The sequence below is a fragment of the Ancylobacter dichloromethanicus genome (assembly GCF_018390645.1).
Lineage (GTDB): Bacteria > Pseudomonadota > Alphaproteobacteria > Rhizobiales > Xanthobacteraceae > Ancylobacter > Ancylobacter dichloromethanicus.
The window spans coordinates 1-19,543 of record NZ_JAHBGC010000017.1 but is presented as its reverse complement, the minus strand read 5'-3'; the positions used below and the strand labels follow the sequence as shown (position 1 = coordinate 19,543).

Annotated in this window: 30 protein-coding genes and 1 tRNA gene; 20 read left to right on the top strand and 11 right to left on the bottom strand. The window is 69.3% G+C overall.

Going from position 1 to position 19,543, the window contains the following annotated elements:
* Position 1 precedes the first annotated feature (1 nt).
* Genes KHC23_RS07660 through KHC23_RS07640 form a run of 5 tightly spaced genes read right to left on the bottom strand, consistent with a single transcriptional unit; the run spans position 2 to position 2,067 of the window.
* A complete protein-coding gene (locus KHC23_RS07660) occupies positions 2–514 on the bottom strand; it encodes a hypothetical protein (protein ID WP_213371129.1) in 513 nt (170 codons plus the stop codon).
* A gap of 15 nt (positions 515–529) precedes the next feature.
* Positions 530–964, bottom strand: a complete 435-nt coding sequence (locus KHC23_RS07655) for a hypothetical protein (RefSeq protein WP_213371127.1) — start codon at positions 962–964, stop codon at positions 530–532.
* Positions 957–1,271, bottom strand: coding sequence for a hypothetical protein (locus KHC23_RS07650; RefSeq protein ID WP_213371125.1), 315 nt, complete (start codon positions 1,269–1,271; stop codon positions 957–959). Before KHC23_RS07650 ends, KHC23_RS07655 begins: the two co-directional genes overlap by 8 nt.
* The gene (locus KHC23_RS07645; protein WP_213371123.1) at positions 1,268–1,840 is read right to left on the bottom strand and encodes a helix-turn-helix domain-containing protein; all 573 of its coding nucleotides are present in this window, start codon (positions 1,838–1,840) and stop codon (positions 1,268–1,270) included. The genes KHC23_RS07650 and KHC23_RS07645 overlap by 4 nt, the downstream gene beginning before the upstream one ends.
* On the bottom strand, positions 1,837–2,067 hold the full coding sequence (locus tag KHC23_RS07640) for a helix-turn-helix domain-containing protein (RefSeq protein ID WP_213371121.1): 231 nt from the start codon (positions 2,065–2,067) through the stop codon (positions 1,837–1,839). The genes KHC23_RS07645 and KHC23_RS07640 overlap by 4 nt, the downstream gene beginning before the upstream one ends.
* Positions 2,068–2,210: 143 nt before the next feature.
* On the opposite strand from KHC23_RS07640, the gene KHC23_RS07635 reads away from it, so the two are divergent.
* Positions 2,211–2,870, top strand: a complete 660-nt coding sequence (locus KHC23_RS07635; RefSeq protein ID WP_213371119.1) for a hypothetical protein — start codon at positions 2,211–2,213, stop codon at positions 2,868–2,870.
* 1 nt (position 2,871) lies between these two features.
* On the opposite strand, the gene KHC23_RS07630 is transcribed toward KHC23_RS07635, so the two are convergent.
* Entirely contained in the window at positions 2,872–3,132 is a 261-nt protein-coding gene (locus tag KHC23_RS07630) for a hypothetical protein (RefSeq protein ID WP_213371117.1), read from the bottom strand.
* Between the two features lie 172 nt (positions 3,133–3,304).
* On the opposite strand from KHC23_RS07630, the gene KHC23_RS07625 reads away from it, so the two are divergent.
* From KHC23_RS07625 to KHC23_RS07590, 8 genes are all read left to right on the top strand, one after another.
* Positions 3,305–3,706, top strand: a complete 402-nt coding sequence (locus KHC23_RS07625) for a hypothetical protein (RefSeq protein ID WP_213371116.1) — start codon at positions 3,305–3,307, stop codon at positions 3,704–3,706.
* The gene (locus tag KHC23_RS07620; protein ID WP_213371114.1) at positions 3,703–4,068 is read left to right on the top strand and encodes a hypothetical protein; all 366 of its coding nucleotides are present in this window, start codon (positions 3,703–3,705) and stop codon (positions 4,066–4,068) included. Before KHC23_RS07625 ends, KHC23_RS07620 begins: the two co-directional genes overlap by 4 nt.
* Positions 4,065–4,370 (top strand): helix-turn-helix domain-containing protein, encoded by a 306-nt coding sequence (locus tag KHC23_RS07615; protein WP_213371112.1) that lies wholly within the window; start codon positions 4,065–4,067, stop codon positions 4,368–4,370. Before KHC23_RS07620 ends, KHC23_RS07615 begins: the two co-directional genes overlap by 4 nt.
* Position 4,371: 1 nt before the next feature.
* Positions 4,372–4,626 carry a ribbon-helix-helix domain-containing protein gene (locus KHC23_RS07610; RefSeq protein WP_213371461.1) on the top strand — a complete coding sequence of 85 codons (255 nt, stop codon included), beginning with the start codon at positions 4,372–4,374 and terminating at the stop codon, positions 4,624–4,626.
* On the top strand, positions 4,623–4,925 hold the full coding sequence (locus tag KHC23_RS07605; protein WP_213371110.1) for a hypothetical protein: 303 nt from the start codon (positions 4,623–4,625) through the stop codon (positions 4,923–4,925). Before KHC23_RS07610 ends, KHC23_RS07605 begins: the two co-directional genes overlap by 4 nt.
* Positions 4,922–5,158 carry a hypothetical protein gene (locus tag KHC23_RS07600; protein ID WP_213371108.1) on the top strand — a complete coding sequence of 79 codons (237 nt, stop codon included), beginning with the start codon at positions 4,922–4,924 and terminating at the stop codon, positions 5,156–5,158. The genes KHC23_RS07605 and KHC23_RS07600 overlap by 4 nt, the downstream gene beginning before the upstream one ends.
* Positions 5,155–5,376, top strand: a complete 222-nt coding sequence (locus tag KHC23_RS07595) for a hypothetical protein (protein ID WP_213371106.1) — start codon at positions 5,155–5,157, stop codon at positions 5,374–5,376. Before KHC23_RS07600 ends, KHC23_RS07595 begins: the two co-directional genes overlap by 4 nt.
* A gap of 74 nt (positions 5,377–5,450) precedes the next feature.
* The gene (locus KHC23_RS07590) at positions 5,451–6,773 is read left to right on the top strand and encodes a site-specific integrase (RefSeq protein ID WP_213371104.1); all 1,323 of its coding nucleotides are present in this window, start codon (positions 5,451–5,453) and stop codon (positions 6,771–6,773) included.
* 166 nt (positions 6,774–6,939) lie between these two features.
* Here KHC23_RS07590 and KHC23_RS07585 read toward each other — a convergent pair.
* Both KHC23_RS07585 and KHC23_RS07580 read right to left on the bottom strand, forming a co-directional pair.
* Positions 6,940–7,016 (bottom strand) — tRNA-Met (locus KHC23_RS07585).
* 109 nt (positions 7,017–7,125) lie between these two features.
* On the bottom strand, positions 7,126–7,590 hold the full coding sequence (locus tag KHC23_RS07580) for an NUDIX domain-containing protein (protein WP_213371459.1): 465 nt from the start codon (positions 7,588–7,590) through the stop codon (positions 7,126–7,128).
* A gap of 87 nt (positions 7,591–7,677) precedes the next feature.
* On the opposite strand from KHC23_RS07580, the gene KHC23_RS07575 reads away from it, so the two are divergent.
* Positions 7,678–8,607, top strand: a complete 930-nt coding sequence (locus tag KHC23_RS07575) for a metallophosphoesterase family protein (RefSeq protein ID WP_213371102.1) — start codon at positions 7,678–7,680, stop codon at positions 8,605–8,607.
* Here KHC23_RS07575 and KHC23_RS07570 read toward each other — a convergent pair.
* Positions 8,582–9,196: a hypothetical protein gene (locus KHC23_RS07570; RefSeq protein WP_213371100.1), complete on the bottom strand. Its 615-nt coding sequence runs from the start codon at positions 9,194–9,196 to the stop codon at positions 8,582–8,584. The genes KHC23_RS07575 and KHC23_RS07570 overlap by 26 nt on opposite strands.
* Before the next feature lie 197 nt (positions 9,197–9,393).
* Here KHC23_RS07570 and KHC23_RS07565 point away from each other — a divergent pair, with 197 nt between their 5' ends.
* A complete protein-coding gene (locus KHC23_RS07565; RefSeq protein WP_213371098.1) occupies positions 9,394–10,506 on the top strand; it encodes an alpha-hydroxy acid oxidase in 1,113 nt (370 codons plus the stop codon).
* Here the strand turns inward: KHC23_RS07565 and KHC23_RS07560 are convergent.
* Together KHC23_RS07560 and phnF are read right to left on the bottom strand one after the other, a co-directional pair.
* Complete coding sequence (locus KHC23_RS07560) at positions 10,500–11,108, bottom strand: pyridoxamine 5'-phosphate oxidase family protein (protein WP_213371096.1); 609 nt, start codon at positions 11,106–11,108, stop codon at positions 10,500–10,502. The genes KHC23_RS07565 and KHC23_RS07560 overlap by 7 nt on opposite strands.
* An 11-nt stretch (positions 11,109–11,119) precedes the next feature.
* Positions 11,120–11,926, bottom strand: coding sequence for a phosphonate metabolism transcriptional regulator PhnF (gene phnF / locus KHC23_RS07555; protein ID WP_213371094.1), 807 nt, complete (start codon positions 11,924–11,926; stop codon positions 11,120–11,122).
* 107 nt (positions 11,927–12,033) lie between these two features.
* Between phnF and phnG the strand changes: the two genes are divergently transcribed.
* The 9 genes from phnG (at position 12,034) to KHC23_RS07510 (ending at position 19,529) form a co-directional block, all read left to right on the top strand.
* Positions 12,034–12,510, top strand: coding sequence for a phosphonate C-P lyase system protein PhnG (gene phnG, locus KHC23_RS07550; RefSeq protein WP_213371092.1), 477 nt, complete (start codon positions 12,034–12,036; stop codon positions 12,508–12,510).
* A gap of 1 nt (position 12,511) precedes the next feature.
* A complete protein-coding gene (phnH, locus tag KHC23_RS07545; RefSeq protein ID WP_213371090.1) occupies positions 12,512–13,129 on the top strand; it encodes a phosphonate C-P lyase system protein PhnH in 618 nt (205 codons plus the stop codon).
* Between the two features lie 3 nt (positions 13,130–13,132).
* Positions 13,133–14,236, top strand: coding sequence for a carbon-phosphorus lyase complex subunit (locus KHC23_RS07540; protein WP_213371088.1), 1,104 nt, complete (start codon positions 13,133–13,135; stop codon positions 14,234–14,236).
* Positions 14,233–15,123, top strand: a complete 891-nt coding sequence (locus KHC23_RS07535; RefSeq protein WP_271188662.1) for an alpha-D-ribose 1-methylphosphonate 5-phosphate C-P-lyase PhnJ — start codon at positions 14,233–14,235, stop codon at positions 15,121–15,123. The genes KHC23_RS07540 and KHC23_RS07535 overlap by 4 nt, the downstream gene beginning before the upstream one ends.
* A 262-nt stretch (positions 15,124–15,385) precedes the next feature.
* Positions 15,386–16,162 (top strand): phosphonate C-P lyase system protein PhnK, encoded by a 777-nt coding sequence (gene phnK, locus KHC23_RS07530; RefSeq protein ID WP_213371086.1) that lies wholly within the window; start codon positions 15,386–15,388, stop codon positions 16,160–16,162.
* Positions 16,163–16,414: 252 nt separating this feature from the next.
* Positions 16,415–17,119 carry a phosphonate C-P lyase system protein PhnL gene (phnL, locus tag KHC23_RS07525; protein WP_213371084.1) on the top strand — a complete coding sequence of 235 codons (705 nt, stop codon included), beginning with the start codon at positions 16,415–16,417 and terminating at the stop codon, positions 17,117–17,119.
* 21 nt (positions 17,120–17,140) lie between these two features.
* Positions 17,141–18,280: an alpha-D-ribose 1-methylphosphonate 5-triphosphate diphosphatase gene (locus KHC23_RS07520; protein WP_213371082.1), complete on the top strand. Its 1,140-nt coding sequence runs from the start codon at positions 17,141–17,143 to the stop codon at positions 18,278–18,280.
* Entirely contained in the window at positions 18,277–18,861 is a 585-nt protein-coding gene (phnN, locus tag KHC23_RS07515) for a phosphonate metabolism protein/1,5-bisphosphokinase (PRPP-forming) PhnN (protein WP_213371080.1), read from the top strand. Before KHC23_RS07520 ends, phnN begins: the two co-directional genes overlap by 4 nt.
* Before the next feature lie 167 nt (positions 18,862–19,028).
* Positions 19,029–19,529, top strand: a complete 501-nt coding sequence (locus KHC23_RS07510; RefSeq protein ID WP_213371078.1) for an acyltransferase family protein — start codon at positions 19,029–19,031, stop codon at positions 19,527–19,529.
* Positions 19,530–19,543: the final 14 nt, after the last annotated feature.

Here is a 19,543-nt window from a genome sequence, read left to right as displayed (position 1 = left end):
CTCAATACCCCGTCCAGTGCTTCGGGCGGCCATAGCCGTCGGTTGCGCACATCGAGCGGCTGTCGACGGTGTCAAACTCACCGCGCTGCAGGGGCGGCGGCCGGCGCGGCATCATGCGCTGCTCGGTGATGACACGCGGCTCCTCGCGCGCCGTGTCGTCTTCCACCACCCGGTCGAGGTAGCCTTTGAGCCGGGCATTGGCCAGCTCGGCCTCGTGCAGACGGCGCTTCAGGTCGGCGAATTGGCCGCGCGCTTCCGCTTCGGCCTTTTCTGCCTTGAAAGCTGCGTCCTGGGCCTTGTCGCGCGCCATGTTGGTCCGGCCGATCTGGATCTCAAACTCCTGGAAACGCTGCTCGTAGCCGTCTTGCGCCTCGGCCATCTTCGTGACGAGTTCGCTCACCTTGTTCCGCTGCTCGCCCAGCGCCGTCTCCAGCTCGATGATCCGCTTGTCCTTGGCGTCGTCGCTCTTGAGGCGCATCACCGGCGCAACGTTCAATCGCGTGGTCTTCACCATGTTCGTTCCTCCGGTTCAGCCGCCACACGGCGTGCAGGTAAAGCCGCTCTGAAAGCCGCTCTCTTGGGTCGGCACCGCATGCGCGTGCGGGGTGCAGCCGGGCGCATGCGGTGCCTCGCCCGGCGCCGGGGGCGTGGCGTCGGGCATCGGGTTGGCCGCGTCGCATCCGGCGCGGCGCAGCTGAAGGACGAGGGAGGCGAAGCCGAGCGCCAGCTGCTTCAGCGCTTCCGGCGCGGTGTTTGCGCGCGGGTTGCCGGCCAGAACGTTGGTGGCCAGCCGGTCGAGATATTCCAGCGTCACCGGCCCGGTCACGGGGAAGAAGGCATCGCCGTCCCGCCGCGCCAGCACAGCCTCGTTGCCGTCCAGCGAGGTCAGCAGGAAGAACGGCGCCGCGCGGTCCTTGTCGACGCGGGCGACTTCGCCCAGCACCTGGAAAGAGGGCTCACCCATGGCTCCGCCCCCCGTTCCGGCGGAAGAACAGGCTGCCGCGCTGGCGCACATACCAGCCGCGCGCCGGCTCGGCGGCGGCATCGAGGGCGGCTATGCCCAGCAGCAGGCCGGCGACGACGACGCTGGCCAGCGCCAGCAGCGGCCGGCCGGAAACGGCGCAGGCGATGGCGAGCGCCGCCATCCACCCGCCGCCGAACAGCGCCAGCGCGCCAGGCAGCGAGAGCTTCAGGTGGCGGGGGCCGGGCACGGGCTCGGGTTCCCAATAGTCAGCGCGTATGGGGCGCACATTGGAGTGGTTGGGGTTCATCGGGGCATTCCAGTCACGGCCGCGGCGGCGCGGGAGAGCAGCGCGTCGATCTCGGGATCGTCGCGGCGGTCTTCCACGGTGCTGGCGGCCTTGTGGACGCGCTGTTTGGATGTGCCGCAGGCCTCCGCCAGCGCGGTGAGCGAAACCTGCAGTTCGACATGGGTGAGGTAGTAGGCGAGCTGGCGCGCCCGGGCGGCCCGCATCCAGGCCGGGTCCATGGGGCGCGAGGTGCCGTCGTCCGGTGCCAGCGCGAGCGTCGCGTCGGCGCCGGTCTCGGCGCAGAAGACAAGCACCGCCGCGCGCCAGAAAGCGGCGATCAAAGCGGGCGGCGGTGAAGGTGGCTCGCCGGAGGAAAGACGGTCGAGCGCACGGGAGAGTTTGATCAGGGTGCGCGGCTGGGGTTCAGCCTTGCCCCGGACGATGTCGCGATAGGCACGGACACTGACCCCTGCCGCGATGCAGAGGGCCTGCATATTGTGCCCCGCAGCCTGCCTAAGCGCCTCGATGGCACTAACGGTTGACAACTGCCGGCAGTTTGATTTGCGGGGAAGGGCGCCAATGAGGCTCATTCGGCCGCCTCGCCCGCTTCAGGGTGCAGCTGGCGGAGCCGGGCGAGCTGTTCACGCTCGTGGTCGAGCAGGGCATGCTCCAGCTTGCGCAGGGTCGAGCGGCGCGGATCGGTCTTGCCGTTCAGCGTGCGCTCGACCGTCGTCTTATGGAGGCCTGTCAGTCCGGCCAGTTCTTTCTGGGACAGACCGATCCTGTTGGCGCGGGCGACGATGTCCGTCGGTTCCATTTGCCCATCCGCTCAAAATCTGCAACTTTGCAGATAACGATCTGATTTGCGGCAGCCCGTCAACATCAATGTTTAGCGTCCCACACCATCACGCCCCGCTGCATATTGCGGACAGCAATTGTGCAGCGCACAGGCGGATACCGATGGGCGCGACGGCCAAGACCTCCGAAACGAAGCGGCAGCTTCAAGAGGTGCATAAGGAATGGATCGCGGCGCTCGAGCGGACGCTCGGCCTGAAGCCGTCCAAGATTGCCCAGGAAGCCGGCCTGTCGGATACGACGCTCACGCGGCTGTTCTGGCCGGACTATGCCGGCACCCTCTCGCAGATGACGATCGCCAAGGTGAAGACGCGCTTCGGCGTGGCCGGCCCGGGCGAGATCGCCGTGGCAGGTGCCACCATTCCCGGCTTCAGCGAGGGCGACCGGGTTCTCTTCAGCAACGACAACGGTGCCGGCGAGGAGATCGAGAAGATCGTCGAGGCCATGCGCGCCGGCCGCAACGCGGTCGAGCCGTGGCGCCTGCGCTCACGGGCGCTGGAAGGCGAGGGCATCCTGCCGGGCGATATCGTGATGGTGGACCTTAACGCCCAGGCGGCCGCCGGCGATGCCGTCTGCGCCCAGGTCTATGATCTGCGCCGGGGCACGGCGGAAACGGTGTTCCGCCTGTTCGAACCGCCCTTCCTGGTCGCGGCGAGCAGTGACGCCGCGTTGCGGCGCCCGCTGCTGGTCGACAACGAGCGGGTGGCCGTGGTCGGCGTGGTGGTCGGCTCGGTGCGGCCGTGGCGCCTGGGCGGCGCGCGCTAAGTTAACCAAGTATCCAGCGGAACCACGCCGGAAATCCGGTGAAATAATAAACCACTGCGCAAAGTCCATAGAGAACAATCAGCGTCGTCAATGCCGGCAGCCATAGGGCAAGCCTAGGTATACGACGTCCATATTCCTCCCAAACAGCTAACCGTTCTCGTTGATTTTCATAGGTTGAACGCGCCGCCAGCAAAGGTAGCGTGAAGGCAATGACGTTTAGTCCTGTCCAGAGTTCGTCCGCCCAACTCTCAAACCAGCCCATCCGCGACGCTCCATCCACAAGGGAAGGATGGTAGCGAGATATGCAGATGCATCCATTGAGAAATTAAGTTCGCACTAATCTGCATTCTTGCAGTCTGCAATCTGCACATATATCGTGCCGGTGTCTGGCTGCTTCGCGGGCGCCGCCTGCGGGCCGGGCAGGGATGCACGACATGAGCGTTCGAGATTTAGACCCGGCCATCGCGGAGGACTTCGCCCGCATGGCCGCCGCCTATGCCAAGCAGGCGGGCATGGAGGGGATCGAAGGCATTCACGGCCGGCTGGCGCTCGCCTTCGCCGAGCCGGCGACGCTGGCGATCTTCGAGGAGACCCTTCGCCGCTCCGACCGGGCGGACCTGGTGCAGGCCGTGACCACCATCTGCTGCACGCTGATGGTCAACGCGCTGGTCTATGCGTCGAAGGACCCGCGCATCGTCTGCAGCGTGGCGAAGCATTTTCACGAAATGCTGCGCGAGCAGTTCGAGGCCGCCATATCAGGCAAGGCCGAAGGCCTGCGGGTGATGATCACCGAAAGCGGCCCCTTCGAGGTCACGCGCATGGGCACCCCGTCATGACGGCCGCCATCAAGGAAGCCACCGCCCAGCGCCTCGCGCTGGCGCGGCAGATTGCCGAGGGCTCCAGGCTGCTCGGCGCCGAGGGCGTGTTCTGGCGCCTGTGCGGGGTCTATGCCCCCGTGCAGCTCGGCGCGCTCGCGGCGGAGGAGGCCCGGCGCGGCACCGCCGGAGACGCGATGATGGAGGGCGCCAGCGTCCACATCGCCCGCCAGATAGTCACGCTGGCCAACCAGACGGACCAGCCGCAGGAGGTGGGCCTCATGCTGCTGGAGGCCATCGGCCGGCAGGTGATGATGGAGCTGGCGCCGCCACCCGTGCGCCTGCCCGGGCTGCACTATCCCCTGGGGGGCGAACCGCAATGAGCGCGCCCCTCACCATGACGCTGGCGGACCTCGCCGCCGCCTTCCGCCGCACGGTGCCCACCACCTCGCGCCATCTGCGCCGGCTGGAGGACGAACAGGGCTTTCCCCCGGCATTGCCGGGCCGCAAGCCCAAGCTGTGGTCGCGGGCCCAGGTGGAAGCCTGGCTGCGCGACCCGCGCCATGCGCCCGCCGGCCCGTCGCCGGCGGCCAATGACAGCGCGCTCGATCCCGCCTTTTCCCCCGATGCCATCGCCGCCGCCAGCGCGCGGCTGGCCGGCCGCTATGGAGCCTCTCATGTCTGAAATCGCCAGCCCCGTCGCCAAGCGCTCCGTCGTCATTGGCGGGCACAAGACCAGCGTCTCGCTGGAAGAGGAGTTCTGGACCGCGATCAAGGAGATCGCCGCCCTCCGCCGCCAGACCATCGCCGACCTGGTCTCGTTCATCGACGCCAACCGCCGGCTCGGCGCCTCCGGCCGGGGCAACCTGTCCTCGGCCCTGCGCCTGTTCGTGCTGGCACACTTCCGCGCCGCCGGCGCCGGCGAGAGGAGCGCGGCATGAAGAAGAGGCTCACCGGCCCCGAGCTGCTGGCGCTCGTGCATCACGTCAAGGCTGGATATGCGGCACTGCCGCCCATCGAGGTCGGTGTTCTCTCGACCTACAAGGCGCGCGGGGAGGCTGCCGAGCAGCTGCTCGGCCGGCTCGCGGCAGACCATGGCGCGCGATGGTCCAACCGCTGGGATGGACACAAGCTTTCCATAGCTGGCGTCAGCAGCAGCTGCACCGCCGGCGCGGCCGGCGTGCTGCTCAACTGGATAAACGCCGCCTATCGGAAGCTGGATCAGGGGAGGACGGCATGAAGCTCTCCCCCCTGATGCTCGCGGCGCTGGATCTTCTGGCGCCCACGGGCACGGCGCGGCGGGTGCCGCGCGGCTGGCGCGTGCATGAGAGACAGGCCGACTTCATCGCGCCGGCGACCATGGATGCGCTGGAAACGCGCGGGCTGGTGGCGCCGCGCCAGGCCGGCGCCATGCGGGTCATCACCCGCGAGGGCCGGCAGGCACGGCAGGAAGGCGCGGGGAGGGCGGCATGAGCGTTCACACCTGCGATGGCCGCTACCACTTCAAGAACGGCAAGGTCTGGAAAGCTCCGACCGAGAAGATCCAGTCTGATGGCCGACGCTCGCTCTCGATAGGCTTCTCCGTGTGCCGCATCGAAGAGCACGTCTCAGGCGACGCGGGCCCGCGGATCGCGGCGGCTTTGAACCATGTGGAATTCGGCGATCCGTTGCCCAAGGAGCCATCCACATGACCCGCTCGACGCGCGTCCGCAAGCCGTTATCCTCGCCCCCCGTGCAGACGGGCAGGGGCGGGGGGTCCGCGATCATGGCGAAGCTCACCATACGCATTCCAAATGTCAGCTGGCGCGAGGGCCGGCCCCGGTTCAACCCGGGGCCCAAGCTCCGCAAGCTCGGCTACAGGGGCGAGGATTTGCGCCACCCCGGCGGCGCCTGGTTCACCCCGCAGGAAGCGGCGGAATGGGCGCAGGCGCGCGCCGACGAGGTCGCCGGCCGCCGCAGGGCGAAGGCGCAGACCGGCCGCCTGCCCGCCCTCCGTCGCCCGCGCCACCAGACCCTACAGGGGCTCGCGGACGAATGGTTCGAAAGCCCGAAGTTCAAGGGCGGCACCGTCAAGGGCAAGCGGGTGGAAGCGGGCCTCTCGCCCGTCACCTCGGCGGATTACAAGGGCAAGCTGGCGAGCCTGTGGAAATACGATCCCGCCCTTGGCCAGGAGCCGCCGCCGGCGATCACGCCGCAGCTGGCGCAGGCGATCTTCGACCGCATGTGGGAAGATCGCGGCCTCGCCGCCGCCCGCTCGGCCGTGGCGGTGCTCTCCTCCCTGTGGAAATGGGCCAAGGCGCGCGGGCGCGGCGGCATCAGCATCAATCCGTGGATCGGGCTGGAGAAGCCGATGCTGGAGCCGCGCCTGTGCGTGTGGGAAGACCACGAGATTGCCGCCATGGTCGCCGCCGCCGATGCCTGGGCGCGGCCGGAAATCGGCGACGCCGTGCTGTTCGGCCTGTTCACCGGCCAGCGGCAGAATGACCGGCTGGCCTATGAGCGCGCCGGCACGGACGATGCCAAGCGCCTGGTGTTCCGCCAGTCCAAGACCGGCGCCATCGTCGCCATCCCGGCGACGCCGCAGCTCGCCGCCAGGCTGGAAGCCGCCGAGCGCCGGCGTTTTTCCAAACCGCTTGTCGGCCGGCCGGAGGGCAAGGAGCCGCAGGCAGAGGCGGACGCACGCGCCCGTCGCCTCGTCATCGTGGACGAGACCGCCCGCCGCCCCTTCCTGCGCGACTGGTACAAGCATGTATTCACCAGGGTGCGCGAGGTCGCCGCGCGCGGCCTGGTCGAGAATGACGACGGCACCCTGCGCATCGGCCCGGAAAGGCCGAACGGCGGCGAGAACTGGCGGCTGCAGCCCTGCCCCTCGGTCGCCACCAAGCGCGACCAGGACCTGCGCGACACCGCCGTGACGTGGCTCGCAAGGGCAGGCTGCAACGAGCTGCAAATCGCCTCGATCACCGGCCACTCGCTGGCCTCGATCCACAACGTGCTCAAGCACTATCTGGCGCTGCACCCGGAGATGGCCGATACGGCGATCGGCAAGATGGTGGCGTGGATGGAACAGCGCGGCAGCGTGCTGTGACGACCGGGAAATCCCGTGTCCGTCGCATGCCGATTCATGGGGTCTGAGAACAAAGGTCGCACATGCGGTCGTACGACCCCCGGCGAAAGTCGCACGAGGCGTCGCATGTTCTCTAACCGTTCTTCTGGAAGACTTCGCTAACCCGTTGATATGTCTCGGGTTCGAGTGGTAGCGGGAGAGGGACTTGAACCCCCGACCCCAGGATTATGATTCCCGTGCTCTAACCAGCTGAGCTACCCCGCCACAACAAACCGGCCATCGATCCAGCGAGGGCCGACCTGCGAAGTGGCGCGATATAAGGAAGCGGCCCGGACGGTGTCAAGGCGGGAAAGCCGCCTTGGCCGCGATGCCCTCACCAATGTGCGGCGGCAGGCCGGCCTTCCAGCACTTCGACGAGGCGCCGGCGCGTGGCCGGGGTGGTGTCCGGCGGCAGGGCGTGGGGAGCGAAGACGCCGATCTCGGCGATCTCGCGATTCGGCACCCGCGCCGTGCCGCGCTCGAAACGCTCGACCACATAGACCGCGACATGGTCGCGGGCACCGAGATGGAGGTTCAGCAGCAGGCCGTGCAGCCGCGGCGGCTCCGTGGCCGTGACAGCGGTCTCCTCGAACAGTTCGCGCAGCAGCGCGGCCTCGGCGGTCTCGCCGGGGTCGACGGCGCCGCCGGGCAGGTGCCAGCCGGGCACATAGGTGTGGCGCAGCAGCAGCACCGCGCCATTCGCGTCGAGCACCACGGCGCGAACGCCCAATGTGACGCCGCGGGTCCAGCGGCCCCAGAGGTGGATGAGCCGCACCAGAAGCCGGCGCGAGGCCGGCATCGGCGCCGGTGCGGGCGCATGCGTTCCGGCAAGAGCATCGCCGCGCGTGCTTTCCTTCCCCCGCTCCGGGCTGGTATGGAGTGCCCCGTGTTTGTCCTTGCCCATGTCACCGACGCCCATCTTGGACCGCTGCCGCGCGCCCGCTTCGCCGAGCTGGCGGGCAAGCGGGCGCTTGGCGTGCTCAACTGGCGGCGGGGCCGCCAGCATCGATTTTCCATCGCCACGATCGACCTGCTGGTCGACGACATCAAGGCGATGGCGCCCGACCACATCGCGGTGACCGGCGACCTGGTGAATGTCGGCCTCGCCGCCGAATTCGCCACCGGGCTGAACTTCCTGAAGTCGCTCGGCGCCGGGCCGGACGTGACCGTCGTGCCGGGCAATCACGATGCCTATGTACGCTCGACCGCCCATCATTCGCTGCTCAACTGGGGCGACTACATGCGCGGCGACGGGGTGAATGGCGACGTCACCGACGAGAGCGCCTTTCCCTTCGTGCGCCGGCGCGGCGACATCGCCCTCGTCGGCGTCTCCTCCGCCATTCCCACCCGCCCCTTCATGGCGACGGGCAAGGTCGGGCGGGCGCAGCGCGAGCGGCTCGGCGCGGCGCTGGACGTGCTCGGCGCCGAGGGGCTGTTCCGTGTGGTGATGATCCATCACCCCCCCGCCGGCCTGCGCGCCGGCCACAAGCGGCTGATCGACGAGGCGGCGGTGCGCGAGGTGCTGGCCCGCCACGGCGCCGAGCTGGTCATCTGCGGCCATGACCATGTGCCCATGGTGGAGAGGATCCCGGGGCCGGATTCCGGGCTGATCCCGGTGGTCGAGGCGCCTTCCTTCGCCGCCGGGCCGGAAGACCGGCACTGGCCGGGCGGCTACCACCTCTACCGCATCGAGCGGGTGGCGGAGGGCGCGTTCCCCTGGCGCTGCACCATGGAGGCACGCGGCTTCCAGCGCGGCGACGCGGCGGTCGGCTCGCGCGGCACCCGGGTGCTCACGGAAGCGACAGGCGGGCGGTGATCTCGGGATAGAGGGCTATCGCCGCCACCATGGCCAGCGCCCCGAGAACGAGCCCGAGTAGGAAGGGCAGGGGGCCGCCGCGCCGGGCCTCCGGCTTCTCCGCCGCCGCGGCCGCCACGGCATGGTGCGGCGCCGGATGCGGCGTCGCCGCCTCCATCTCCGGTGGTGCGCCGATGCTGACCATGGCCTGTTCGCGGGCGATCAGCCGACGCGCGATGTAGCGCGTCACCGCGTCGACGATGTCGTTGGGATTGGTGCTCTCGGCCAGCACATGGCGGCCCGAGCGCGTATCCTGCAGGAAGCGGTAGGTGCGGCGGTCGCGGGCCAGCGTCACATGGGCCACCATGTCGATGAACAGGCGCGGAATCTCCCCGGGCATCAGGCCGCGGTCGAACAGGTCGACATGCTCCAGCGGCACCTGCGCGAAGACCGGGTCGAGCAGTTCGTTCAGCATGGACAGGCGGGCGAGGGTGGCGTCGCGCAGTTCGACGATGACGCCCGAACGCTCGGCCGCCTCCAGGCGGGCGGCGCGGATCGCCTCGCGCAGCGACAGGCCGGGCGTCTCGCCTCGCAGGCGCTCGTCGTCCATCGAAGTCGGTCCCCGTTGCCTGCCCGCCTGCTGTCGCCCCATCATGGCGCCGTCCGGTTAACGGGCCGTTCGCGGCGCCCCGGGGCTGTACCATCGCGCCCAAGCGATTATGAAGCGGGGCGGGCGCGTCGAACAGCGGCGCTGCGGGGGTGTTTCGCGGCGCGGCGCCTCCAGGCGCGGGCGGCATCGGGGACGGCATGTCGAGGGATTACGTGATACCGCCCGGCGTGGTGGCGGCGGAGGACTACGAGGCGCTGGCGCGCGGGCGGTTGAGCGAGGCGGCCTTCGCCTATTATGCCGGCGGCGCGGGCGACGAGACGACGCTGCGCTGGAACCGCGAGGCGTTCGAGCGGGTGCGGCTGGCCCCGCGCGTGCTTGCCAGCTTTACCGGCGGCGGCACCGGGCAGACCCTGTTCGGCCAGTCCTTCGCCCACCCCATACTGGTCGCGCCGACCGCCCATCACGGCCTCGCCGTGCCGGAGGCGGAGATCGCCACCGTGGTCGGGGCCGGCGGGGCGAAGGCCGGCATGGTGGCGAGCACCGAATCCGACGTCACGCTGGAGGAGATCGCCGGCGCCGCGCGTGCGCCGCTGTGGTTCCAGCTCTATATCCAGCACGATCGCGGCTTTACCGCCGACCTGGTGCGGCGGGCCGAGGCGGCGGGCTATGGCGCGCTGGTGGTGACGGTGGACGCCCCCGTCCACAGCCTGCGCAACCGCGAGCAGCGCGCGGGCTATCGCGGCCCCAAGCTCTCCGAGCACGCCAATCTGCGCGGCCTGCACACCAGTTACATCGCCGAGGCGGCTTTGGGCGAAAGCCTGATGTTCCGCGGCTTTCTCGACGTGGCGGCGCGCTGGGAGGACATCGCCTGGCTGCGCTCGCTCACCCTCCTGCCGATCCTACTCAAGGGCATCATGACGGCTGAGGACGCGGAAATCGCGCTCGCCCACGGCGTCGACGGGCTGATCGTCTCCAACCATGGCGGGCGGGTGCTGGACACCGTGCCGGCGAGCCTCGATGCGCTGCCCGCCGTGGTGCGGCAGGTGGCGGGGCGGGTGCCGGTGCTGATGGATGGCGGGATAAGGCGCGGCACCGACGTGCTGAAGGCGCTGGCACTGGGAGCCCGGGCGGTACTGGTGGGGCGGCCGTGCCTTTATGCGCTGGCGGTCGCCGGGCCGGCCGGCGTCGCCCATGTGCTGCACCTGCTGCGCTGCGAGTTCGAGGTGGCGATGGTGCTCACCGGCTGCCGCACGCTGGCCGACATCGGCCCGCAGGTGATCTGGCGGGATGATAGCGGGCCGGATCAGTAGAGCGTGGCGCGGTAGCGCTCCAGCATTTCCGCCTGCGTCTCGGCGGTGGCCATGCCGAGCTGGTCGCGCATGATCTCGCCCATGCTGGGCAGGCGCTCGCGCGGCAGGTGGCTGGCCGGGTCCCAGGCGCCCGAGCGCATCAGCGCCTTGGCGCAGTGGATATAGACCTCCTCCACCGCGATGCGCAGCACGGTGGCGGGCGCCTTCCCGTTCACAACGAAGCGGGCGAGCAGCTCCGCGTCGTCGCGGATTTCCGCCCGGCCGTTCACCCGCAGCGTCTCGTCGATACCAGGGATGAGGAACAGCAGGCCCACGGCGGGATTGTCGATCAAATTGGTCAGCGTATCGAGCCGGTTGTTGCCCGGCCGGTCGGGCAGCAGCAGGGTGACGGGGTCCTCGACGGTGACGAAGCCGGGCGCATCGCCGCGAGGGGTGACGTCGGCGCGCCCATCGGCGCCCATCGACGAGAGCATGACCAGCGGCGAGAAGCCGATGAAGGTGCGCGAATGCCCGTCAATGGCCGGCAGCACCTTGCGGCGGCTGCGCTCGCGCGCCTCGCCATAGAGCGCGCGCAGGTCTTCCAGACGGGTGATGGCGGCCATGATCTGTCCTCTCAGGTCTTCACGACGAGCTGCACCCGATCGGCGCAGAACCGGGCGCGCGAATACTGGATCGGCCGGCGCTGCGGGTCGCCGTTGATGGCATCCAGTACCATGACGGTGCGCCCGGCGGGGAGGGCGAGCAGGCGGCAATCCTCTGCGTCGGCGGGGCGGGCGGTGATCCGCGTCTCCAGCCGGCGGTAGTCGCCGAGGCCGAGCGTCTCCAGCGCCCGCGTCACCGAGCCGGTGGCGGCGACCAGAAGATCGAGATCGCGGCAGCGGCCGGCCTCGTACCAGTGCGAGGCGACGGTGATCGGCACGCCGTCGGCCTCGCGGATCATGTCGATCCGCAACACGGCTGCCCCGACCACGAGGCCGAGCGCCTGCGCGATCTCGGCCGAGGCGGGCTCGACGCGCGAGCCGATCAGCCGCCCGCTCGGGGCGCGCCCTTCGCGCGAGACGATCTCGGAGAAGCGGGTGCGGGCGCCGATCGGGTAGCGGATCGGCGGTTCCTTGACGAAGGTGCCGCGCCCCGGCGTCGCCTCGATCAGCCGACGCTCGGTGAGGTGGGCCAGCGCCCGGCGCAGCGTGTGGCGGTTCACCCCGAAGCGCTCCGCCAATTCGTTCTCGGTCGGCAGGCGGGCGCCGGCGACGAGGCGGCCCTCCGCGATATCCGCCTCGATGCGCTCGGCGATCTGCTTCCACAGCGAGACGCCGGTGCCGCGCGCCACGTCCTCGCCGGGTGGGGCTGCGGCGGGCGGCGTGTCGGTGGCGGGTGTCACGGTGGCCGGCGTCACGGCGCTGTCGTTGGTGGGGCTCATATTTTCACCGCGGTGCGAAAAACTACGCTTGCCTATTTGTATAGATGAATATACAAATCCGCCGAAATGTAAACGGCCTTTACGGCACGGCAGACGCGGATTTTCCCATGCAGTCTTCCCCGGTAGATTCCCGCGACGGCAATGCCTCGCACGCGGCGCGGCAAGGCGTGATGGCGCTGATGGCGCGGGCGGAGCGGGGCGAACTGGACGGCGCGCTGGCGCGGCTCGCCCCTGTACCGGCCGCTTCCGACCTCAAGCCGCCGGAAGTCGGGCTGGTGATGCTGCGCGGCCGGACCGGCGGCGACGGCGCTCCGTTCAATCTCGGCGAGGCGACGGTGGCGCGCGCCGCCATACGGCTGGAGGGTGGCGCCAGCGGCTTCGCCTACCGCCTCGGGCGCGACGTGAAGGCGGCGCGCACGGCCGCCATTCTCGACGCCCTCTGGCAGGACGCCGCCCGCCGCGGGGCGGTGGAGGAAGCGCTCGCCCCGCTGCGGGCGCGGCTTTCCACTGAGGCGGCCACGGTGCGCGCTGAGACGGCGGCCACCAAGGTCGACTTCTTCACCCTCGTGCGCGGAGAGGATTGAGATGTCCGGCACCTCTCCAGACGATACCCTAACGCCTTGCCTCGCCACCGGATTCGACGATCCTGTGATGGATGGGCAGGCCACCTTCCGCGCCGCCATGTGGGCGTTGTCGCGGCCGGGGCGCATCGAGCCGGTCACGCCTTCGCTTACCCCGCCGGCCCCGCTCTCGCCCGAGGCGGCGGCGCTGGTGCTGGCCCTGTGCGACTACGAGACCCCGCTTTGGCTGGACCCGGCGCTGGCCCTTGTGCCTGATGTGGCGGCGTTCCTGCGCTTTCACACCGGCGCGCCGATTGTCGGGGACGCCCGCGAGGCACGCTTTGCGCTGATCGCCGAACCCGTTGAAATGCCGGACTTTTCCGATTTCGCGCAGGGCACGCCGGACTTTCCCGACGCTTCCGCCACGCTGATCGTGCAGGTGCAAGGCTTTGGCGGCGGGCTGGTGCTGGAGGGGCCGGGGATCAAGGGCCGCACCGCGTTCGGCGCGGCGCCGCTGCCGGCCGATTTCATCGCCCGCATGGCGGCCAATCGCGCGCTGTTTCCGCTCGGGGTCGATCTTCTGCTGGCGGGGGCGGGCGGCGTCGCCGGCCTGCCGCGTTCCGTGACCGTGAAGGAGGGCTGAGCGATGTATGTGGCGGCCAAGGGCGGCGAGAAGGCCATCCGCAACGCGCACGCGCTGCTCGCCAAGCGCCGGCGCGGCAACACGAATCTGCCCTCGATCACGCTCGACCAGATCGCCCAGCAGCTCACTTTGGCGGTGGACCGGGTGATGGCGGAGGGCTCGCTCTACGACGTCGAGCTGGCGGCGCTGGCGGTGAAGCAGGCGCGCGGTGACCTGATCGAGGCGATCTTCCTGATCCGCGCCTTCCGCACCACGCTGCCGCGCTTCGGCTATGCCAGGGCGCTCGACACCGCGCGGATGCTGGTGCGCCGGCGCGTCTCGGCGACCTACAAGGACCTGCCGGGCGGGCAACTGCTGGGGCCGACCTTCGACTATACCCACCGGCTTCTGGATACCTCTCTCGGCGTGGCCGATGAGGCCGAAGGGGTGGCCGATCAGACCGATCAGGCCGGTGAGGCCGAGGCACCCGTCGCCATGCCGCGCGTCACCGACCTGCTCGGGCAGGAGGGGCTGATCGAGGGCGCGCCGGCGGACGACGGTTCCGAGCCCTTCGACATCACCCGCGCGCCGGTCTCCTTTCCGGTCGACCGCTCGACCCGGCTGCAGACGCTGGCGCGCGGCGACGAGGGCTATCTGCTGGCGCTCGGCTATTCCACCCAGCGCGGCTATGGCCGCTCGCACCCCTTTGTCGGCGAGATCCGCTTCGGCGATGTCGAGGTGATGTTCGAGGCGCCGGAACTCGGCTTCGAGGTCTCGCTCGGCACGGTGCAGGTCACCGAGTGCCAGAGCGTCAATCAGTTCAAGGGCTCGGCGACCACGCCGCCGCAGTTCACCCGCGGCTATGGCCTGGTCTTCGGCCAGTGCGAGCGCAAGGCGATGTCGATGGCGCTGGTGGAGCGGGCGCTGCGCTGGGAGGAACTGGGCGAGGAGCCCGGCGCCCCGGCGCAGGACGAGGAATTCGTGCTCTCCCATAGCGACAACGTGCAGGCGACCGGCTTCGTCGAGCACCTCAAGCTGCCGCACTATGTGGATTTCCAGGCCGAACTCGACCTGGTGCGCCGGATGCGGGCCGAGCAGGCGGCCGAGATGAAGGAAGCGGCGGAATGAACGCCCAGGCCGCCGGGGGCATGCCCGAAATCACCTACAACTTCGCCTATCTCGACGAGCAGACCAAAAGAATGATCCGCCGGGCGATCCTCAAGGCGATCGCCGTGCCCGGCTATCAGGTGCCGTTCGCCGCCCGCGAAATGCCGATGCCCTATGGCTGGGGAACGGGGGGCGTGCAGGTGACCGCCGCCGTGCTGGGGCCGGACGACGTGCTCAAGGTCATCGACCAGGGCGCCGACGACACCACCAATGCGGTGGCCATTCGCGGCTTCTTCGAGAAGACGGCGCGGGTCGCCACCACCACCTCGACGCAGGCGGCGACGCTGATCCAGACCCGCCACCGGGTGCCGGAGACGCCGCTGCGCGAGAACCAGATCCTCGTCTACCAGGTGCCGATCCCCGAGCCGCTGCGCTTCCTGGAGCCGCGCGAGACGGAAACGCGCCAGCTGCACGCACTGGCCGAATACGGCCTCATGCATGTGAAGCTCTATGAGGATATCGCCCGCCACGGCCACATCGCCACCACCTATGCCTACCCGGTGGAAGTGGCGGGGCGCTATGTGATGGACCCCTCGCCGATCCCGAAATTCGACAATCCCAAGCTTGACGATTGCCCCGCGCTGCAATTGTTCGGCGCCGGGCGGGAGAAGCGCATCTACGCCATTCCCCCGCACACGCGGGTGCGCTCGCTCGATTTCGAGGACCACCCGTTCAGGGTGCAGCGCTTCGCCCAGTCCTGCGCGCTGTGCGCGGCGAGCGGGGTCTATCTCGACGAGGTGATCCTCGACGACAAGGGCGGGCGGATGTTCGTGTGCTCCGACACCGATTACTGCAACGGAAGGCAGGAGGCGGGGCATCGCGGCGAGATGGCGGGGGAAGGGGCATGAGTGCGCTCTTTACCGATCCTCCTTCGAGGCCGGGCTTTGCCCGGCACCTCAGGATGACGGCTGTTTTCCGTCATCCGGGGATGACGGTTGTCCTCCGTCACCCGGGGATGACGGCTGTCCTCCGCCACCCGGGGATGGCGGCCGTTTTCCGTCATCCGGGGATGGCCCCGCACCAACGGAACAACGTCATCCTGAGGTGCGAGCGCAGCGAGCCTCGAAGGATGCAGCTTTGCCGCGCGCTCCACGCGAAGGGTGACTTCTCATGATCGAACACCCGCTCCTCGTCGCCGAGGGTCTTTCCAAGAATTACGGCCCCCGTATCGGCTGCCGCGACGTGTCGCTGGAGGTCCATCCCGGCGAGGTGCTGGCGGTGGTCGGCGAATCGGGCTCGGGCAAGTCGACCCTGCTCGGCCTGCTCTCCACCGAATTGGCGCCGAGCGCCGGCCGCGTCTCCTACCGGCTGCGCGACGGGCGGCTGGCCGACCTCGCCGGCCTCGGCGCGGCGGAAAAGCGCCTTCTGATGCGCACCGACTGGGGTTTCGTGCGGCAGAACCCGGCGGACGGGCTGCGCATGGCGGTCTCGGCCGGCGGCAATGTCGGCGAGCGGCTGATGGCGGTCGGCTGGCGCCACTATGGCAACATACGCGACGAGGCGATCGACTGGCTGGCCAAGGTCGAGATCGACGCCGACCGGGTGGACGACGACCCGCGCGCCTTTTCCGGCGGCATGCGCCAGCGCCTGCAGATCGCCCGCAATCTGGTGACGCGCCCGCGCCTCGTCTTCATGGACGAGCCGACCGGCGGGCTCGACGTCTCGGTGCAGGCGCGGCTGCTGGACCTGATCCGCGGGCTGGTGGCGGAACTCGGGCTGGCGGTGGTCATCGTCACCCACGACCTCGCGGTGGCCCGGCTGCTCTCGCACCGCATGGTGGTGATGCGGCACGGACGGGTGATCGAGACCGGCATCACCGACCAGGTGCTGGACGACCCGCGCGAGCCCTATACGCAACTGCTCGTGTCCTCGGTGCTGGCGGCGTGAGGGGGGCGTGAACGTGGGTCCCGTTCCCCGGCCAAGCGAAGCGCCGGCAAAGCCGGTGCGCAGCGCGAGCCGGGGCCCAGCCTCTCGTGCCGTCGCACGGCGCTGCGTGACGCCGCCGAAGCCGCCGTCGCCTGCTGCGCAGGAATTTTTCGCTGGGTCCCGGCGCGGCGCTCCGGCTACGCCGTCGCTGGGCCGGGACACGGCCGCGCCCTCCACCCTGCTATCGCCAACGGTTCGCGGGAAGACATGCACATGAACACCCCCCTCCTCAAAGTCTCCGGCGTCGCCAAGACCTTCGTGCTGCATCTGCGCGAGGGAGCGCGGCTGCCAGTGGTGAACGGCGCCGGCTTCGAGCTGTTCGCCGGCGAATGCGTGGCGCTGGGCGGGCCCTCCGGCGCGGGCAAGAGTTCGCTCTTGAAGATGGTCTATGGCAATTACCGCGTCGATGCCGGCGCGATCCGCGTGCGTGATGGCGAGGAAATGGTGGATGTCGCCAGCACCTCGCCGCGCCGGCTGATCAAGCTGCGCGACACCACCATGGGCTATGTCAGCCAGTTCCTGCGGGTGATCCCGCGCGTCGGCGCCCGCGACGTGGTGGCCGAGCCGCTGATCCATGACGGCGTGCCGGCGCAGGAAGCGGTGGCGCGGGCGGGGGCGCTGCTCGCCCGGCTGAATCTGCCGGAACGGCTGTGGGCCCTGCCGCCGGCCACCTTCTCGGGCGGCGAGCAGCAGCGGGTGAACATCGCCCGCGGGCTGATCGCCCATCGCCCGCTCTTGCTGATGGACGAGCCGACCGCCTCGCTCGACGCCGCCAACCGCACTGTGGTGGTGGAACTGATCGAGGAGAAGAAGCGCGCCGGCGTCGCCATTCTCGGCATCTTCCACGATGCCGAGGTGCGCGAGGCGGTGTGCGACCGGGTGATCGACGTCACCGATTTCGCCAAGGCGGCGGCGTGAACGGCGTGGCGTGAGGACAACATGAACGAGACCGTCTATGCCAATGCGAGGCTGGTGCTGGAGGACGCGGTGGTCGAGGGCCATCTCGTCGTGCGCGACGGGCTGATCGCCGAGATCGGCGAAGGCGCCGCGCCGCGTTCGGCGGTGGACATGGGCGGCGACCATGTGCTGCCCGGCTTCGTCGAACTGCACACAGACCATGTCGAGGGCCATCTCTACCCGCGCCCGCGGGTGATCTGGAACGCCTTCGCGGCGGTCACCGCCTATGACGCGCAGATCGCCGCCTCGGGCATCACCACCGTGTTCGATTCACTGCGGGTGTGGCCGGACAAGCGGGCCGTGGGCATGGACGGCGACGCGCCGCTGCTCTCGGCGACGCTGCGGGCGGCCGGGGAGGCGGGCGTGCTGCGGGCGGAACATTTCGTGCATCTGCGCTGCGAGGTGGCGGCCGACGGCGTGGTGGAGGAGACCGAAGCGCTGATCGAGAGCGCCGGGGTACGGCTGATCTCGCTGATGGACCACACGCCGGGGCAGCGCCAGTTCGCCACCGTCGAGCAGTTCCGCAGCTACTACAAGAAGAAGGGCGGCATGAGCGACGCGGAGCTGGATTTGGTCGTCGCCGACCGGATGGAGTCGCACACGCACCATGCCCGCCCGAACCGGGCGCGGCTGGTGGCGATGGCGCGGGCCTCGGGCATCGTGCTGGCGAGCCATGACGACGCCACCGAGGCGCATGTCGCCGAGGCGGTCGCGGACGGCGTCGCCATTGCCGAATTTCCCACCACCGACCGTGCGGCGGACGGCTCGCACCGTGCGGGCATCCGGGTGCTGATGGGGGCGCCGAACATCGTGCGCGGCGGCTCGCACACCGGCAATGTCGCCGCCGAGAGCCTGGTGCGGCGCGGCGTGCTCGACATTCTCTCCTCCGACTACGTGCCGGGCAGCCTGCTGCTGGCGGTGTTCGACCTGCCGGCGCGGACCGGCGTCATCACCCTGCCGCAGGCGGTGGCGATGGTGAGCGCCAACCCGGCGGCGGCGGCGGGGCTTGCCGATCGCGGCCGGCTGGCGCCGGGCCTGCGCGCGGATTTCGTCCGGGTCTCCGATGCCGGAGCCGGGCCGGCGGCGCGGGCGGTGTGGCGGCAGGGAGAGCGGATCGCGTGAACGAGAAGGCCACCATCGAGGCGGCGGCCCCGGGGCCGAAGCTGGGACCCGGCCTGCTGGTGCTGGTGGTCGGCCCCTCCGGCGCCGGCAAGGACACGCTGCTCGCCTATGCCCGCGAGAGGCTGGCGGGGCGCGACGACATCCGCTTCGCCCGCCGCCGCATCACCCGCCCGGCCGACGCCACCGAGGACCATGTCAGCGTTGATGCGGCGGCGTTCGCGCTGGCGGTGGAACTGGGGCGCTTCCCGCTGCACTGGCAGGCCAATGGCCTGAGCTACGCGCTGGGCGAGGAAGTCGCGCAGGATATCGCGCACGGGCGGATCGTCGTCGCCAACGGCTCGCGCGCCGCGGTGCCCGAGGCGCGGGCGCGTTTCGCCCGGGTGAAGCTGGTGCATGTCACCGCCCCGACCGAGATTCTGGCGGCCCGCATCGCCGCGCGCGGGCGCGAGAGCGCCGACGAGGTGCTGGCCCGGCTGAAGCGCGAGCCGCCGCTGGACGGCCCGCCGGATTTGCGCATTCTCAATGTCGATGGCGTCGACGCCGCCGGCGAACGGCTGGCCGCGTTTTTGCGGGGGCTGTGAGGGGGCGGACGATGGCCCATGCGGGGGCGTCCGAGCGCTTGTTTTTAGCGAAGTGCCGTTGAATTCGCCGCCATTGGCAGTGTAAATGAGTGTCACTTCAATTGACGGGCGCGCCCGTCTCCGACGGCCCGGGTCGTTGCCTTTTCCGATGTAGTCAAGAGGGTGGCATGGCCGACAATACTTTTCCCGGTGTCCAGGCTTTTCTCAATGTCCAGGTGTTGAGGGCGGTCGCGGCCGCATCGGTGGCCTTTTATCATCTTCAGGCCATGCTTGCCGGCATCCATGACCTGTTCGATATGCATTTTCCCGCCATTGGCGTCGATGTTTTCTTCGTCATATCAGGGTTCGTGATGTTCATCTCGAACCGCAACATGGACAAGAGCGCCCTGACATTTATTGTCCTGCGTCTTTTTCGGATCGTGCCGCTGTACTGGATCGCCACACTGGTGATAGTCGCGTTCTATTTTGTGGGATTCAGGCCGAACGGTTTGATGATATTCGATTTTGAAATTCTTCTTAAGTCCCTCTTCTTCATCCAGTCTGAATTTGAAAACGGACGGTACGATCTGATCCTGTCACTCGGCTGGACGTTGATTTTCGAGCTGTTCTTCTATGTGGTCCTGTCCATCCCACATTTCCCAAGTAAGGCGCTGATTTCGCTGTCCTGACCATTATATTTCCT